The 14,984-nt window shown below is 65.3% G+C and carries 10 protein-coding genes; 4 read left to right on the top strand and 6 right to left on the bottom strand.

The window, feature by feature from the left end:
* Positions 1–13: 13 nt before the first annotated feature.
* Positions 14–1,543, bottom strand: coding sequence for an XrtA system polysaccharide chain length determinant (locus ACQ4W0_RS14970; protein ID WP_436577434.1), 1,530 nt, complete (start codon positions 1,541–1,543; stop codon positions 14–16).
* 343 nt (positions 1,544–1,886) lie between these two features.
* Between ACQ4W0_RS14970 and ACQ4W0_RS14975 the strand changes: the two genes are divergently transcribed.
* A complete protein-coding gene (locus tag ACQ4W0_RS14975; protein WP_436577705.1) occupies positions 1,887–2,420 on the top strand; it encodes an XrtA/PEP-CTERM system exopolysaccharide export protein in 534 nt (177 codons plus the stop codon).
* A 200-nt stretch (positions 2,421–2,620) separates the two neighbouring features.
* Positions 2,621–3,367: an N-acyl amino acid synthase FeeM domain-containing protein gene (locus ACQ4W0_RS14980; protein ID WP_436577435.1), complete on the top strand. Its 747-nt coding sequence runs from the start codon at positions 2,621–2,623 to the stop codon at positions 3,365–3,367.
* A gap of 3 nt (positions 3,368–3,370) precedes the next feature.
* Here ACQ4W0_RS14980 and ACQ4W0_RS14985 read toward each other — a convergent pair whose 3' ends face one another.
* From ACQ4W0_RS14985 to prsT, 3 genes are read right to left on the bottom strand one after another with little or no spacing between them, the layout of a single operon-like run.
* Positions 3,371–4,147, bottom strand: coding sequence for a S1 family peptidase (locus ACQ4W0_RS14985; protein WP_436577436.1), 777 nt, complete (start codon positions 4,145–4,147; stop codon positions 3,371–3,373).
* Positions 4,144–6,648, bottom strand: coding sequence for a hypothetical protein (locus tag ACQ4W0_RS14990; RefSeq protein WP_436577437.1), 2,505 nt, complete (start codon positions 6,646–6,648; stop codon positions 4,144–4,146). Before ACQ4W0_RS14990 ends, ACQ4W0_RS14985 begins: the two co-directional genes overlap by 4 nt.
* Before the next feature lie 3 nt (positions 6,649–6,651).
* Positions 6,652–9,435, bottom strand: coding sequence for an XrtA/PEP-CTERM system TPR-repeat protein PrsT (prsT, locus tag ACQ4W0_RS14995; protein WP_436577438.1), 2,784 nt, complete (start codon positions 9,433–9,435; stop codon positions 6,652–6,654).
* Between the two features lie 218 nt (positions 9,436–9,653).
* On the opposite strand from prsT, the gene ACQ4W0_RS15000 reads away from it, so the two are divergent.
* Together ACQ4W0_RS15000 and ACQ4W0_RS15005 are read left to right on the top strand one after the other, a co-directional pair.
* Positions 9,654–10,958, top strand: a complete 1,305-nt coding sequence (locus ACQ4W0_RS15000) for a nucleotide sugar dehydrogenase (protein ID WP_436577439.1) — start codon at positions 9,654–9,656, stop codon at positions 10,956–10,958.
* Entirely contained in the window at positions 10,958–12,145 is a 1,188-nt protein-coding gene (locus ACQ4W0_RS15005) for an SDR family oxidoreductase (RefSeq protein WP_436577440.1), read from the top strand. The genes ACQ4W0_RS15000 and ACQ4W0_RS15005 overlap by 1 nt, the downstream gene beginning before the upstream one ends.
* Positions 12,146–12,276: 131 nt before the next feature.
* Here ACQ4W0_RS15005 and ACQ4W0_RS15010 read toward each other — a convergent pair whose 3' ends face one another.
* Together ACQ4W0_RS15010 and ACQ4W0_RS15015 are read right to left on the bottom strand one after the other, a co-directional pair.
* Positions 12,277–13,806, bottom strand: a complete 1,530-nt coding sequence (locus ACQ4W0_RS15010; protein WP_436577441.1) for a SpoVR family protein — start codon at positions 13,804–13,806, stop codon at positions 12,277–12,279.
* Positions 13,803–14,984, bottom strand: a complete 1,182-nt coding sequence (locus ACQ4W0_RS15015) for a DUF444 family protein (RefSeq protein WP_436577442.1) — start codon at positions 14,982–14,984, stop codon at positions 13,803–13,805. The genes ACQ4W0_RS15010 and ACQ4W0_RS15015 overlap by 4 nt, the downstream gene beginning before the upstream one ends.

Below are 14,984 nucleotides of genomic sequence, written 5' to 3' on the forward strand. Positions count from 1 at the left end.
CCCGTGGCGTGGTCTAGAATTTGAGCAGCGCAGCCGTCATGACCCCGCCGTACAGCACGAACAGGCTGCCCAGGCAGCCGGCAAAGCCATAGCGGGCGCGGCGGCGGCGCACCTGCTGCAGCGGCGTCCAGTTCATCGATACCGTGCCCAGCACGTTCAAGCCCGTGGCATCGCGAAGTTCGGCGGGGCTGAGGAAGGTGGGGCGCACCTGGCTGATCAAGAGGGCCGTGGCGATGCCGGCCACCAGGCCCGCGCCCAGCGCCGCGCTGAACAGCAGCGGACGGTTCGGGCCGACGGGCGCATATTGCACCGTGGGCGGGTCGATGATCTTGAAGGCCATCATCTCGGTGGTGGAACTGAGTTCGCCCGACAGCTTGGCCGCTTCGCGCCGGCCGATCAGCTTTTCATAGTTTTCCTTGTTGATGATGTAGTCGCGGTTCAGTTGCGCCAGCTGCGATTCCACCTCGGGCACGGCATTGCTTTGCGCCAGCAGGCGCTCATTGCGCGCGTTGTATTCCTGCACGCGGGCGCGGATGGCGGCCACCTTGGCGTCCGCGTCCGTCAGCGCCACCTTCAGTTGCTGCAGCATGGGGCTGTAGTTCTTGCCCGGGTCGCCGGATGCCGTTTTCAGCTTGCTTTCCTCGATCTTGCGCTCTTCCAGTTGGGCAATGAGGCGCTTCGAGGCGATGATGTCGGGATGCAACTCCGTAAATTGCATGCGCAGGCTGTCGAGGTTCTTGTTGAGTGAGGCGATGCGCTCGTCGAGTTCCGGATTCGTGATGGCCGCCGCGTTCGGCTCCAGGTCGAGTACGGGCTCGTCGCCCTCGATCTGGCTCAGGATGGCCTTGCGCGATTGTTCCGCCTCGACCAGTTCCAGCTTGGCATTGTTCAGGCTATCGGATGACATCAGCAGCTGGCTGCCATAGTCGATGCCCTGGCGCGGCAGCAGCAGGTTGTTGCGGATCTTGAATTCCTTCACCAGGTTTTCCGCCGCGCTCAGCTTGTCCTCGTAATTCTTGATCTGCTCGTCGATGAATTGCACGGCTTTCTGCGAATCGCCCTTCTTGCCCTGGAAACTGCCTTCGACAAAGATGGTCAGCAGGCTTTGCACCACGTCGCGCACCAGCTTCGGGTCGCGCCCGCTGTAGCTGATGGTGTAGATGTCGTAGGCGTTGGTGCCGGTGATCTTGATGCGGCTCATCAGCTCATCGAGCCGGGCTTCGTGTTCGCCCACGGTCTTCGAATCGAGGTCGAGATCGACCATGCGCATGACGCGCTCCACGTTCGGGCGGCTGAGCAGGGTGCGGCTCATGATGGCCACCTGTTGTTCCGTGTTCGGCACGCTGGTCATGCCGGCCAAGAGCGGCTTGAGGATGGTTTGCGTATCGACAAACACGCGCGCCGACGTCTGGAAGTCGTCGGGCAGGGTGATCACCTTGATGAAGCCGACTATCGCCACCAGCCACGCCACCAGCACCGCATGCCAGCGGTACTTCCAGATGCCTTTCAGGCTGGAAAGCAGTTGCTGTATCAATTGCTCCATGTCGCTTCCTTCTGGTGACGGTGCTGCACGGTCGATGGCTGGGCGGCGCGGACAACGGCGTCTTGCAAGAAATGCTTGCCTGTTGAGTAAGCAAAGTATAGGGCGCCTGTCGAGCAAGATTTCCCAAGATGATTGCTTCTTGATACGCCTCAAGGTTCACTTGCCGGGTTTTAATAATCATAGGAAGTTCGCGGCCCAGGCTGGTTCTGCGGGGCCGGCCATGGACGCGTCATCGACTCGAAGAGGTCCCGCATGAATCCGTTTCGCCGTGCATTTGTCTGCCACACGCTGGTACTGGCGGCTAGCGCCAGCTTGCTGGGGGGGCTGCCGCACACGCTATCCGCTGGCGCCGGCCGACGACAGCGCGCCCATGCACGATTACCTGATCGGCCCTGGCGACTCCGTCAACATCATTGTCTGGCGCAATCCGGAAGTGTCGCTGACGGTGGCCGTGCGGCCGGACGGCAAGATCACCACGCCGCTGTTGGAGGATCTGGCCGCCAGCGGCAAGACCTCGACCCAGTTGGCGCGCGACATCGAGCAAGCCCTGGGCAAGTTCATCCAGCAACCGGTGGTGACGGTGATTGTCACCAATTTCTCGGGCCCGTACGGCGAGCAGATCCGGGTCATCGGCGAGGCGGCGAAGCCGCAGGCGCTGCCGTACCGGCTGGGCATGTCGCTGATGGACGTGCTGATCGCCGTCGGCGGCATCACTGACTTTGCCGCCGGCAACAAGGCCAGCATCATCCGCATGCGCGACGGCAGCCAGCAGCAGCTGGGCGTGCGCCTGGAGGACCTGCTCAAGCATGGCGATATTTCCGCCAACGTCATGATGCGGCCGGGCGACGTGCTGTTGATACCGGAGAGCTTCTTTTAGTAGCGATCTCAGCAATGTCAAAACAGCACATATATTTGTCTTTTTGTACTTTTCGGCAAATTTCAGCGTGCATTTTTGCTATCTAAAGATAAATTTCTTCTGTTTTTTTAGCTGATGTTGGGAACTTTTCTGGTTTTTTTCTTGTCACAAGGCATTGGCTTCAGTCCGTCTCGACGGCGGCCGATGAACGTGAGGACAAGATGAGCTTTCAAGATGAACCCATTATTTCCTTCGACACGCCAGGCACCTTCAGTGACCTGGTAGTGGGCGAGGGGCAGATCGACCCGGCCATGGAGCACGAGCTCGACCTGCAGCGTTTTCATATCCGCATGGCCAATTCGCGTGGCCGGCGCGAAGCGGCCAGTTTGCTGATCCGCAAGATGTACGGCTGGCGCGGCTATGCCGTCGATCCCGGCATCGCGCATGCACTGAATAAAATCACCCTGTTTGCGGAAACGGCGGGCTCCACCGTCGGCACCATGACCTTGTGCCTGGACAATGACGAGACGGGCTTGCCCGCCGATGAAAACTTCCGCGACAAGCTCGACGTGCTGCGCGAGCAGGGCCGGCGCCTGTGCGAACCGTCGCGCCTGGCCATCGACAAGGGCGTGAGCAAGCGCGTGTTTGCGGCGCTGATTCATATTTCTTATATCTATGCCCACAATATTCATGGCTTTACGGATTACGTGATTGAAGTTAATCCACGCCATGTGGTGTTTTACAAGCGCATGCTCGGTTTCAAGGATTTTGGCGGCGAGCGAGAGTGTACGCGCGTGGGGGCGCCGGCCGTGCTGCTGCGCCTGGACCTCGATTACATGGGGGCCCAGATCAGCAAGTACGGCGGCATGATGGAACAGCATGGGGGTGAACGATCGTTTTACCCCTTTTTTTTTCCGACATGGGATGAACCCGGCATCACCGACCGGCTCAGGCAGGGGCGCAACTGACACTCATTTATTTTTCAGCATGATCGCCTGCATGTGGCTGCCCGGAATCGCATACGTGATGCCGCTGGGTGCGCTGATGGCGGCCTCTTTCAAGCCTTTGACATACACCATATTAACGATGCCGTAGACGAGACCGGTCTCGGGATCGAACAGGGGGCTGCCGCTGCTGCCCGGATATGCCGTCGCATCCAGCTGGAACACGATGTACGGTGTTTTTTTTAGTTGCGCCAGGCGCCGCGGGTCGAGGCGCTGCGCATTGTCGCTGGGCGTGACCACCGGCGTCAGCGACGACACGGTAGCGCGGTGCGTGACGTGATGTAAGCCCAGCAAGGCTCCCAGAGGAAATCCCGTAAACGCCATGGCCTGGCCTTCGCGCACCGTGGCCGCGTCGCCCAGCGCCAGGGCAGGCAGCGGCGCGCCCGCCAGGCGCAGCAAGGCCAGGTCGTGTTCCGTGTCCAGCACCTGCACTTTGGCCTGACGGAATTGCGCCGTCTCGCCCTGGCCCGTGAGAATGCCGATGACTTCGTCCGGATTGGCGTCGAGCAGTTTCTGGATCACGTGGGCGCAAGTCAGCACGCTCAAGCCGTCGCCCGCCACGAAGCCCGTGCCGATGAAGTTCAAGGGCGGCGTGCGCGTCTTTTGCAGGCTGCCCACGCCGACGATGGACGGTTTGATGCGCGCAATGACTTGCGTCAGGGCGTCGTCGGCACGGCAGGGCGCGCTGGCCAGGGCAAGGCAGGACAGCAGGGCGGAGGAGAATGTCAACGGCAGGGCTTTCATGGCGGCGCACTTTCAGCTGGACGAGGTGGCGGGGGTGGCGGGGGCTGCAGCAGCGCGCACAGCAGCATCAGGTAGCACAACAGGGCAATGCGCGGCACGTCGAGCAGGCTGTCGAACAGGCCGACGACGAGAAAACCCAGCAGGGCGGCGGCCCAGGCCAGCGCGCCCTGGTCGCCTCGCGCGGCCTGGCGCAACAGGCGCAGGCCGGCCAGGGCCAGCAGGCCCAGCATGGACAGTGCGCCGCACCAGCCCGTTTCCACCAGCAACTGCAGCGCCAGGCTCTTGATATGCCACGGCAGGTGATGGTGGTCGCTGCTGAAAAACCAGTAATTATTTGCCTGCGTAAAGCTTCCGTTGAGTATCAATTCCTCGCCGCCGGGCGCACGCAGGCTCAGATTGTCGACCTCGATCACGGACGAGGTGGCCGTGCCGCTGGCCGCCAGTTCCAGCTGCACGGGCGGGCGCAGCAGCCAGGCGCCCGCGCCCAGCCATCCGCTGTCGAACGGCACTGCATAGTGCTGCCACGCCGCCACCGGACTGCCAAGTGGCGGAGGGTGCAGGCGCAGGGGGATATTCACGCAACCTTGTGCATATAGTAATTGCCTCTGGCACAGGCGCACCAGCAGCACGGGCATCGGGCCGCTTCTACGCGCGTCGAGCGCCAGCGTGTAGCGCGTGGCCGGCTGCACCGGCAGGCGTTGCAGCAGCCGCAGCAGTTCGCCGTAACCGGCGCTGTAGCCGGGACTGGCCAGGCGGACAAAAGTGTTGCCGGAGTTACCAGACGCGCCCTTTTCTTGCGCATAGGCGATGCTGGCCGGCACCTCGCGCCCGGGATTGTGCCAGTAATACGTGGCGGGAAAGCTGCCCAGGCCCATGCCGAACAGCTGATCGCCCCAATCGGATGGCTGCATGGCCAGCACTTGCCGCCAATGGCGCAAGCGGCCTTGCATGTCGAAGGCGGTGGTGGCGAAACGTTCGGTGGCGTAATAGCTGGCCGAGACGGGTATGGCCAGCAACAACAGGATGCCGGCCGCGCCCGCCATGCTCAGGCTGGCGCGGTCCAGCCGCCATAACGGCGGGCGCAAGCGTCCATTGCACAGCATCAGCATGGCCAGCAGCACGACCAGGCAGGCCGGCGCCAGGGCCGGTGGTCCCGCCCAGTGCCAGCCTATCCAGACGAGATTGCACGCCAGCATGGTCCACGCCATCATCGCCAGGCTCAGCCTGGCAGGGCCTTTGCCGGCAGCGCCGCCCGGCCGGAGGGGGCCGGGCAATAGCATCGCCGCCAGCAGCGCGGCCGCCAGCAGGAACAGGAAATACGGGCCTTTCAGCCAGCCGGCGGCCTGGTGGCCGGCCCCTTCCGGCCACCAGCTGGCCAGCAGCCCCTGCAGGCACAGCGCGCACAGCAGGCTGGCCGGCGCCAGGCGCCACGGCAAGGGTCGCGCCGCCAACACGAAGCTGGCCGCCAGCAGGACCACGGCGGCGAGCAAGCCCCGGTAGCCGGCCACGCTGAACATGGACACGAGCAGGACGGTGCCCAGTCCGGCCAACAGCAGCCTCAGCAAGAGTTTTCCCATTGGTCGCCGGCCCGTCGGGCGCCGCGCCGCGCCGTGGCCTGTGCGCAGGATCTGCCACAAGGCCAGCAGCATGGCCGCTGCCAGGGCCGCGTATAGGCCACGTGAAAAAGTGGTACATGCCGCGTGCAGGGCCAGCGCCAGCAGCAGCAAGGCCAGCGCCGCCTGCCAGCGGTTGCGCGCGCGCGCCAGCCACAGTCCCGCAAATGGCAGGCTCAGGGCCAGATAGCCGTCCAGCGCGGCGCCGCCCGTGTGCATGGCGGAAAACGGCGCCGTGATGCGGTAGTCGCTGGACAGGTTCATCAGGCCGGGAAACACGGCCCGCTCCCACAGCGCGAACAGGGACACCATGGCCAGCCCGGCCAGCATGCCTGGCAGCGCGTAGCGGCGCAGGGCGGACGCGTCGCCGTCGCGCAGCAGCATCGGCAGCAGCAGCATGCTCCAGGCCCAGGCCTTGCCCAGCCGCAAGCTATTGTAAGGGCTCAGATAATTGTCCCAGGCATACACGTCGAGGGGGGGCAGCGGAAGCAGGCCGCGCAGCAGCGCCGCCAGCCAGGCCAGGCTGCACAGCAGCAGGCAGGCGCGGGCGGCGGGCGAAAGCTGCGCCGCTGCAGGCCGGGCCCGCCCGCCTAGGCGCCAATAGCCGCAAGCCACCGTCAGCAACAGCAGCACGTCGATTTCTTCGAGGAAGAACCAGCCCGTCCACGGCGCCAGGTCCAACACGGGCAGCAAGGCGGGCAGGCAGAACAGCCAGCAGGCGGGACGCCAGCACAGCAGCAGGAAATAGGCGGGCAGCAGGGCGGCAAACAGCAGGCCGGGCCAGCCGTGGTCCAGCGGATAATGGTGCAAGGCCAGCATGCCGCCCGCACCCGCCAGCAAGGCCAGCAGCCGCAGCGCCAGGCCGGGCAGGGCCGCGTGCGCCAGCATGGCCTAGAGCTGGGTCAGCAAGGCCTGCGCCTCGGCCCGCTGCGGGAAGTCCTTGTTGGCGGCCAGCAGCTGCTCCAGTTGCTTGCGCGCCCCCGGCTTGTCGCCCGATTTCGCCAGCGCCGCGCCCAGGTGATACTGGATGTCGGGCGACTTCGGCGCCAGGCCGGCCGCCTTGCGCAGCAGGGTGGTCGCGCGCTTGACGTCGCCCTGTTCCAGCACGATCCAGCCCAGGGTGTCGAGCACGATGGGGTTGTCCGGCACCAGCTTGAGCGCCTGCTCGGCCGTCGCCTGCGCGCGCGGATCTTTTTCCTGCTGATACGCCCACGCCAGGTCGTTCAGCGCCGCCAGATTGGCCGCGTCCTTGGCAACGATGTACTGCAGCTGTTCGATGGCCGCGCGATATTGCTTTGCCGCCAGCTTGGCGCCGGCCAGGTAGGTGCGCACGCCCAGGTCATCGGGCTTGTCCTTCAGCCAGGCCGCCATGCGTGCATCGGCCTCGCGCACCTGGCCCGAAGCCAGCAAGGCGCGGTACAGCTGCACCTGCATGGGGCCGATCTGGCTGATCTGGAGCGCGTGTTCGTACTGCTTGACGGCTTCCTGCGGCAATTTCTGCGCCATCAGCACGTCGCCTTCGAGCTTGTAGCCGGCCGCCAGCTTCGGCTGTTGCTGCTGCACCTGGCGCGCCACGGCCAGCGCGTCGTGCTGGCGGTTCAGCGACAGCAGCAGACTTACTTCGACCACGCGCGCTTCGAGCAGGGTGGGATCGAGCGCCTGCGCCCGCTTGACGGCTTGCAGCGCATTGTGGCCGTCGCCCAGTGCCATGTGCAGGCTGGCGATGCGCATCTGCAGCGGCGCCGACGTCGTCTGCAGGCTGGCCAGCTTGCTGTAGCTGTCGAGCGCCGCCCGCGTCTGGCCGGCGCCGTATTCGACCTGCGCCCGCATGGCCAGCGCGTCGGCGTCGTCCGGGTGGCCCGACTGCAGGGTGCGCGCCAGTTCCAGCGCCTTGTCGGGCGCGCCCGTCTGCAGGTAAAAGTTACTCAGCAGCAGGGCCGGCGCGACGGCGTCGGGATTGTCGCGCTGGGCCCGCTCCAGCCAGCGCCGCGCCTCGTCCGTCTTGCCTTGCGCGGCGGCCAGCTTGGCCAGCGCCGCGCACAGGTCGGCATTTTTCGGCGCTTTCGCCAGCGCCCGCTCGAAGCGCTGTTTCGCTTGTTCCGGCTTTTTCCCGGCCAGGTCGATCTGCGCCAGGTTGTTCAAGGCGGGTAAATAAACAGGGGCCACCCCCAGGGCTTGCTCGAAACTGGCGCGCGCGGCGGGCACGTCGCGCAAGGCCATGTAGACGCCGCCTTTCAGGTTCAGCAGCAGGGGATTCGTGCCTTTCTGCTGCTGTTCCAGCATCTTGACAGTGGCCAGGGCCTTGTCGTTCTGTTTGTTGCGCAGCAAGGTCATCACCAGCATGGTGCCCACCTGCGGCGTGCTCTTGTCGAGCATGCTGGCGCGTTCCAGTTCGTCGATGGCACGGCTGTTCTCGCCCATGCCCAGGCGGCTGATACCGAGCGCCGCATGCAGCCTGGCCGTGTCCGGCGCCAGGGTATTGGCCTTTTCGAAATACGCCGTCGCCTTGTCGTACTGGCGCGCACGCAAGTGGGCTTCGCCGGCCAGCGACAGCAGTTCCACGTCGTCGGGAAAGGCGGACAGCACGGGCAGCAGCAGGTCGAGGGCCGCGTCCGTCTTGCCGCGCATCAATTCGATCGATGCCATCATCTTGAGCGCGTACAGATGTTTGGGATAGACGGCCAGGAAGCGCTGCAGATAGCTTTCCGCCAGTTGCGGCGAACCCAGTTTCAGCTGCACGGCGCCGGCCAGCAGGATGGACGGCATGTGCTCGGGCGCCACCTTGAGCACCAGTTGCAACGATTGCAGGGCCGCCTTGTTCTTGCCCTGGCGGAAATCGAGCAGCGCCTGGGTCTGCAGCAGGCCCAGGCTGTTGGGCGCCGTCTTGCGCGCCGTGACCAGCTGGGCCGCCGCTTCCAGGTAGCGGTTTTCCACGATATCGAGGTTGGCCAGGTCGATATGGGCCTGGGTATTGTCCGGCTTGAGCTTGAGGATCTGCATGTAGGCGAGCCGCGCCGCCCCGTTCTTGCCTTGCAGGCGCTGCAGGTCGCCCTGCAGGCGCAAGGCATCGAGGTTGGCGGGCGCGCTTTTCAAGGCTTGCGCCAGCAGCAGCTCGGCCGCCGTCACCTGCTGCTCCAGTGCCGCCAGACGCGCCAGGCCCAGCAGGGCCTCGACCTGGCCCGGATGGGTTTCCAACAGGCGCGCAAACACGGCGCGCGCTTCGTCCTGGCGGCCCAGGGCCAGCAGGGCATCACCGCGCAGGGCCAGCACAACTGGCGGCTGCGCCGCATCGTCGGCGATCTCGGCCAGTACCTTGTCGAACTGGCCCAGCATCAGCCAGGCCTTGCCCAGCAATGGCATCACGCGCTGCGATGCCAGCCCCAGCGACTTCGCCTTGCGCAATTCTTTCTCGGCAGACAGCGCCTCGCCCGTGTCGATATAGATGCTGCCCAGCAGCAAGCGGGCCGCCCCGTTGTCCGGCTCCTTTTGCAGCAGGTTCTTCAACTGGATGATGGCGGCGCGCGCCTCGCCCTTCTGGCGGTACTGCTGGGCGTCGGCCAGCAGGGACTCACTGCTCTGCGTGCCGTGGCACCCCGTCAGCAAGGGCAGCAGCAGGGTGCAGCACAGCGCGGCGGCCGGCAGGCCAGGAAAAGGGTGGGGCAGGGAACGGGCCATGGAAATCTCCGGTAGCGGCGTGCATGAGGGATGGGCATGGCCTAGCTTAAAAAGATGGCCGCCGCTCTCCTTGATTGCGCTCAACAAGCCGCCGATTCTCCTCGCCCGGGCTTGCCGCTGCTCCTGGTTCCTTGTTCCCGCTCAAGAATGGCCGGGCCGGCGACCGTAGAATTTCCCGGACGGCGATGCTCAGGCCGCAACTATTTGGAGCGATGCATATGGACAGCAGCGTGGATAGCAAGTCGAACGTGGTGGCGGTGGTGGGGCTCGGTTATGTCGGCTTGCAGCTGGCCGTCGCGTTTGGCATGCGCCAGCGCACGATCGGCTTTGACTTGTCGGCACGCAAGGTGGAAAGTTACCGCAACCATGTCGACCCCACGGGCGAAGTGAGTACGGAACAGCTGCGCTCGGCGCAATGGCTGAGCGTGGGCTGCGATCCGGCCGAGCTGCAACTGGCCGATTTCATCGTCGTGGCCGTGCCCACGCCCGTCGACAGCGCGCACAATCCCGATTTCTCCGCCCTGGCCGGCGCCAGCGCGGCCGTCGGACGCCACATGCGGCGCGGCGCCATCGTCATCTACGAGTCGACCGTGTATCCGGGTGCCACCGAGGAAATCTGCATCCCCATTCTGGAGCAGCATTCGGGCCTGCGCTGGAAGGAAGACTTTCATGTGGGCTTTTCGCCGGAGCGCATCAACCCCGGCGACAAGGCGCACACCCTGCACAGCATCCGCAAGGTGGTCTCGGGTGACGACGCCGCCACCCTGAACAAGGTGGCAGCCCTGTACGAAGGCGTGGTCGAGGCGGGCGTGCACCGGGCCTCGAGCATCCGCGTGGCCGAAGCGGCCAAGGTGATCGAAAACACGCAGCGCGACCTGAACATCGCGCTGATGAACGAGCTGGCCATCATCTTCGACCGCATCGGCATCGACACCCTGGAAGTGTTGCAGGCGGCGGGCACGAAATGGAATTTTCTGCCGTTCCGTCCGGGGCTGGTGGGCGGCCATTGCATCGGCGTCGACCCCTACTATTTGACGCACAAGGCGGAAATGCTGGGCTACCATCCGCATGTGATCCTGGCCGGGCGCCGCATCAATGACGGCATGGCCAAGTTCGTGGCGGAAAAAACCATCAAGGAAATGGTGCGCGCCGGTTTTAAACTGAAGGGCGCGCACGTGAATGTGCTGGGCCTGACCTTCAAGGAAAATTGCCCGGACTTGCGCAACTCGAAAGTGGTCGACATGATCCACGAACTGCAATCGTACGGCGTGCAGGTGCACGTGCACGACCCCGTCGCCGATGGCCACGAAGCGCTGGAAGAATACGGCTTGGCGCTGGAAAGCTGGGAACAGCTGCCGCGGGCCGAGGCCATCATCAGCGCCGTCTCGCACCAGGCCCTGCTGGCCCGCCCGCTGGCCGACTTTCAGGCCAAGGTGCTGGAGAACGGCTGCTTCATCGACATCAAATCGCATTTCGACCCCCGCCCGCTGCAAGACGGCGGCCTGCACGTGTGGCGGCTGTGATGGCGGCCGACGCTGTCGATTCGGCAGCCGATACGGCGCATGGCGCGGCAGACACGGCTTCCGGCGCGTACGCGCTGGCCTGCGCGCAGCTGGTGCAAACGCCGCGGCGCTGGCTGGTGACGGGCGTGGCCGGCTTCATCGGCTCGCACCTGCTGGAAACCTTGCTGCAGCTGGGGCAGGAAGTGCGCGGCCTGGATAATTTCATGACGGGCCACCGCCACAATCTGGAACAGGTGCGCGCCAGCGTGGGCGTAGCGGCGTGGCGGCGCTTTACCTTCATCGAGGCCGATATCCGCGACCCGCAGGCGTGCGCGCGCGCGTGTGGCGCGCCGGCGCACGCCCCCAGCAGTGGCGACGGTGAGGCAGATGGCGGCGGCAGCTTGGGCGAGCACGGCCGTGCCTATCCGGACGGCCCCGTCGCCGTCGATTTTGTGCTGCACCAGGCAGCGCTCGGTTCCGTCTCGCGTTCGCTGGAAGACCCGCTGCTGTGCCATGCTGTCAATGTCAGCGGTTTCCTGAACATGCTGGCAGCCGCGCACGACGCGGGCGTGCAGCGCTTCGTGTACGCCGCGTCCAGCGCCGCCTATGGCGACCACCCGGCCTTGCCGAAGGTGGAGCAGCACATCGGCGCGCCCCTGTCGCCGTATGCCTTGAGTAAATATGTCAATGAACTGTATGCGCAGGTGTACGCGCGCTGCTACGCCATGCAAACGGTGGGGCTGCGCTACTTCAATGTCTTCGGTCCGCGGCAAGATCCGCTGGGCGCCTACGCCGCCGTCATTCCCCGCTGGATTGCCGCCATGCTGGACGACCAGGCCGTGTGCATCCATGGTGACGGCGCCACCAGCCGCGACTTCTGCTTTGTGCATAATGCCGTGCAAGCCAACATCCTGGCCGCCACGCATGCCGATCCGGCAGCCGTGAACCAGGTCTACAACGTGGCCGTCAACGCCCGCACCAGCCTGACGCAGCTGCACGCCACCATGCAGCAGATGTTGCTGGCCGCCCGCCCGCAGCACGTGCCGCTGGCACCGCACTATGGCGAGTTTCGCGCCGGCGACGTGCGCCATTCGCAAGCGGACATCGCCAAGGCGGCCCGCTTGCTCGGTTACGTACCCACGTACGACCTGGCGCAAGGATTGCATCAGACCATCGCCTGGTATGTGGCGCAGGCGGACCGGGCATGAGGTAGAAGCTGGCAGCGCATCCGGTACGTGCTGGCCACACCTGATATGCGCGCGCAGGCGGCACGCATTGTGGCCCGCATACTCATACTATATGTCCAATACAATGCCACACCGGCGCGTTTGCCTGACGCCTAGTGCTGCACGGGCATAGCTGCCGGTGCTGTCGGTGTTGGCGGTTTGGGCGGCTCGGGCACGCCGTCGGTCTTGCTGTGGAGAACATGGGGGGGGCCCCGGAAATCGGCCGTGTGCAGGGTGACGGGGCGGCGCCAGACGCGGGCGATATACGCCAGCACCTGTTCCGCCCGCTCCAGGTCGAGGCCGCGACCATCGCACTGGTGATCGTGGCGCAGCACCAGGCTGCCGTCGTCGTTGAGCAGCGTGACGGCGATGCACGGCGCGCCATAATTGTATTTGGGCGCCAGAATGGCTTCGCGGATAGCCCGCAAGTCGCGGCTGGCCAAGCGCGTTTCGCCGTCGCGGCGGCTTTCATGCACGAACAGGCCCAGGCGGTCAGCCAGTTCCCCGTCCAGATAGTTGCGAATGAAACTGCAATCGTCGTCATCGCGGCAAATCTGGCGAGCCCGTGCCAGTCCTTCGCGCTCGATGATGTGTTCCCACATGCAAAAGCCCAGGTGATAGGGATTGACGGCCAGCGCCTGCTGGTGCTCGCCCGCGTAAGGGCGCACCACGTCAGAATGCGACTTGATGGCGGCCAGATACAGTGCCGGGGGCAGGAAGTCGGCTTCGCGCAGCAGCCGCGCATGCCAGTACGAGGCCCAGCCTTCATTCATGATCTGGCAGGCGTACACGGGATAGAAGTAAAACGACTCTTCGCGCACGGCCAAAAAAATGTCGCGTTCCCAGTCGGCCAGCTCCGGCCCATGGTGGGCGATGAACCACAGCAAGTCGTACTCGGCTTGCGGCGGCACGAGCGGGCGCTGCGCCAGGCGCGCCCTGGCCGCCTCGCGCGCCGCCAGTGCGGCTGCTTCACCGGGCAGGCGCCGGTAGCGTTGTGTAAAGGGATCGTCTGCGGCGGCTTGCTTGCCCGCCACGCCGGCTGGCCCCGATGCCGCGGCATAGGGCGGACGGTGCAGCTCGGCGTGGACGTCCACATGCTGCTCCAGCGCCAGTGCGGCGTCGAGCACGGCTTCCACCTGCTCCTGCCCGTGCTGTTGCAGTGCCGTTTCGAGACGCCGCGCCCGTGCCGCGCTTTGTTCCAGGATGTGCTGGCCCGCCATGGCGCCGAAACGCAGGAACAGGGCATTGCGGCTGGCGAAGTCTGCGTGGCCCAGCACATGCGCTGTGACGAGCGTGTTTTCGGCCACGGAATTGTGTTCTGCCATGTAGGCGTGGCAAGGGTCGCCGGGAAACATGACTTCGAAAATGTGCGAATTGCCCATCTTTTGATGCACGAGCTGGTGGATGTAGCGCACGCCGAACGACCAGTGGCGCATGCGCACGGGCAAGCCATAGATGGCGATCTCGGCCATGAAACTGTCCGGCACCAGTTCGAACTCGACGGGGGAAAATGCCAGGCCCAGTTCCCGCGCCAGCGCTTCGATGCGCGCCGCGTAGCCGTCCAGGCCCATTGTGTCGGCCTTGTCTGCCTGGTCTGCCTGGTCTGTCGCGTTGCCGTGCAACTGTGTATCAGGCTGCGTCATGGCGTCTCCTGCGTATCGGCCGCCTCGTGCTGGAAAAAGGTGCGGATGGCCGCCCACACATCGTCGGTCCTGCTGAGGATGCTGCTGTGCAAGGGCAGGCCCCGCCGTTCGTGCTCGGCGCACAGGCTGTGCATTTCCGTTTCCAGGCTGCGCGGCACGCCGGGCAAGGTTTCCACATAGCCCATATAGCTGAGCAAGGCTGCCAGGTCGCCCAGGGCCAGGCTGGCCGCCCCCCGGTCTTCGCTGAAATTTTCGCCATCGGAGGCATAGAACAGGTAGGCGTTATAGCGCCCCGGTGCATAGTGCTCCCGCAGCAGCTCGCGGCTCAGGCGAAAGGCGCTGGACGCCATGGTGCCGCCCATGCCATTGACCTGGAAGAATTCGGCTTCGGAAAACTCCCAGGCCCGCGTCGTATGGGCGATGAAGCGCGTTTCCACGCGCGCATACCTGCGCCGCAATCCCTGCAAGGCAAAGAAAAAGAAGGACTTGGCTAACTTGCGCTCGGCTTGCGCCATGCTGGCCGACACGTCCAGCACGAAAAACACGACGGCATTCGTGCTGGGCCGGGGCTGTGGCAGCACCTTGCGGTAACGCAAGTCATCATTGGTGAAGGGCACGGGCTGCGCCTGCACCGCGCGCCGCTTGATCGCTTCCTTGACGGTGCGCCGCCGGTCCAGGCGCGAACGGGCGCCATGCCGGTCCAGGCCGCTGCGTACCAGCCGCACGTCGTCGATCGCGCCCGAATGACGCGGCTTCAGGTGCGGCAACTCGAAGGCGTCCCATATCCAGTCGAGTATGTCGTCGATGGGAAACTCTAGCAGCAGGCGCACCGCCCCCTCGCCATCGCCTGGCGCGCCGTCCTCGCCCGTAGCGGCGGGGCGCGCCGCGCGCAGGAGATCGCCGGGCTGGCCGGTACCCTGGCCTGCACCCACGCTGTTGCGCGCGGGCGCCAGGCGAAAACGCGCATGTTCTAGCAGGCGCATGGGCACGTGCACCGTGCGCTGCTGGGCGCCGCCGATCAGGTCAGGCGTGGCGATCAGCTCGGGCAAGTGCGCCTGCACGGCTTCGCGCACTTTCTGGTTGTGGCGCAGCCAGTCGCGCGCGCCGCGCGAGAACAGCGCGTACCAGGGCTGGGCCAGGGCAGGCGCGGCGGAAGCTGGCGAGATCGTGGCGGACAT

The organism is Janthinobacterium breve, from assembly GCF_051380895.1.
GTDB lineage: Bacteria > Pseudomonadota > Gammaproteobacteria > Burkholderiales > Burkholderiaceae_D > Janthinobacterium.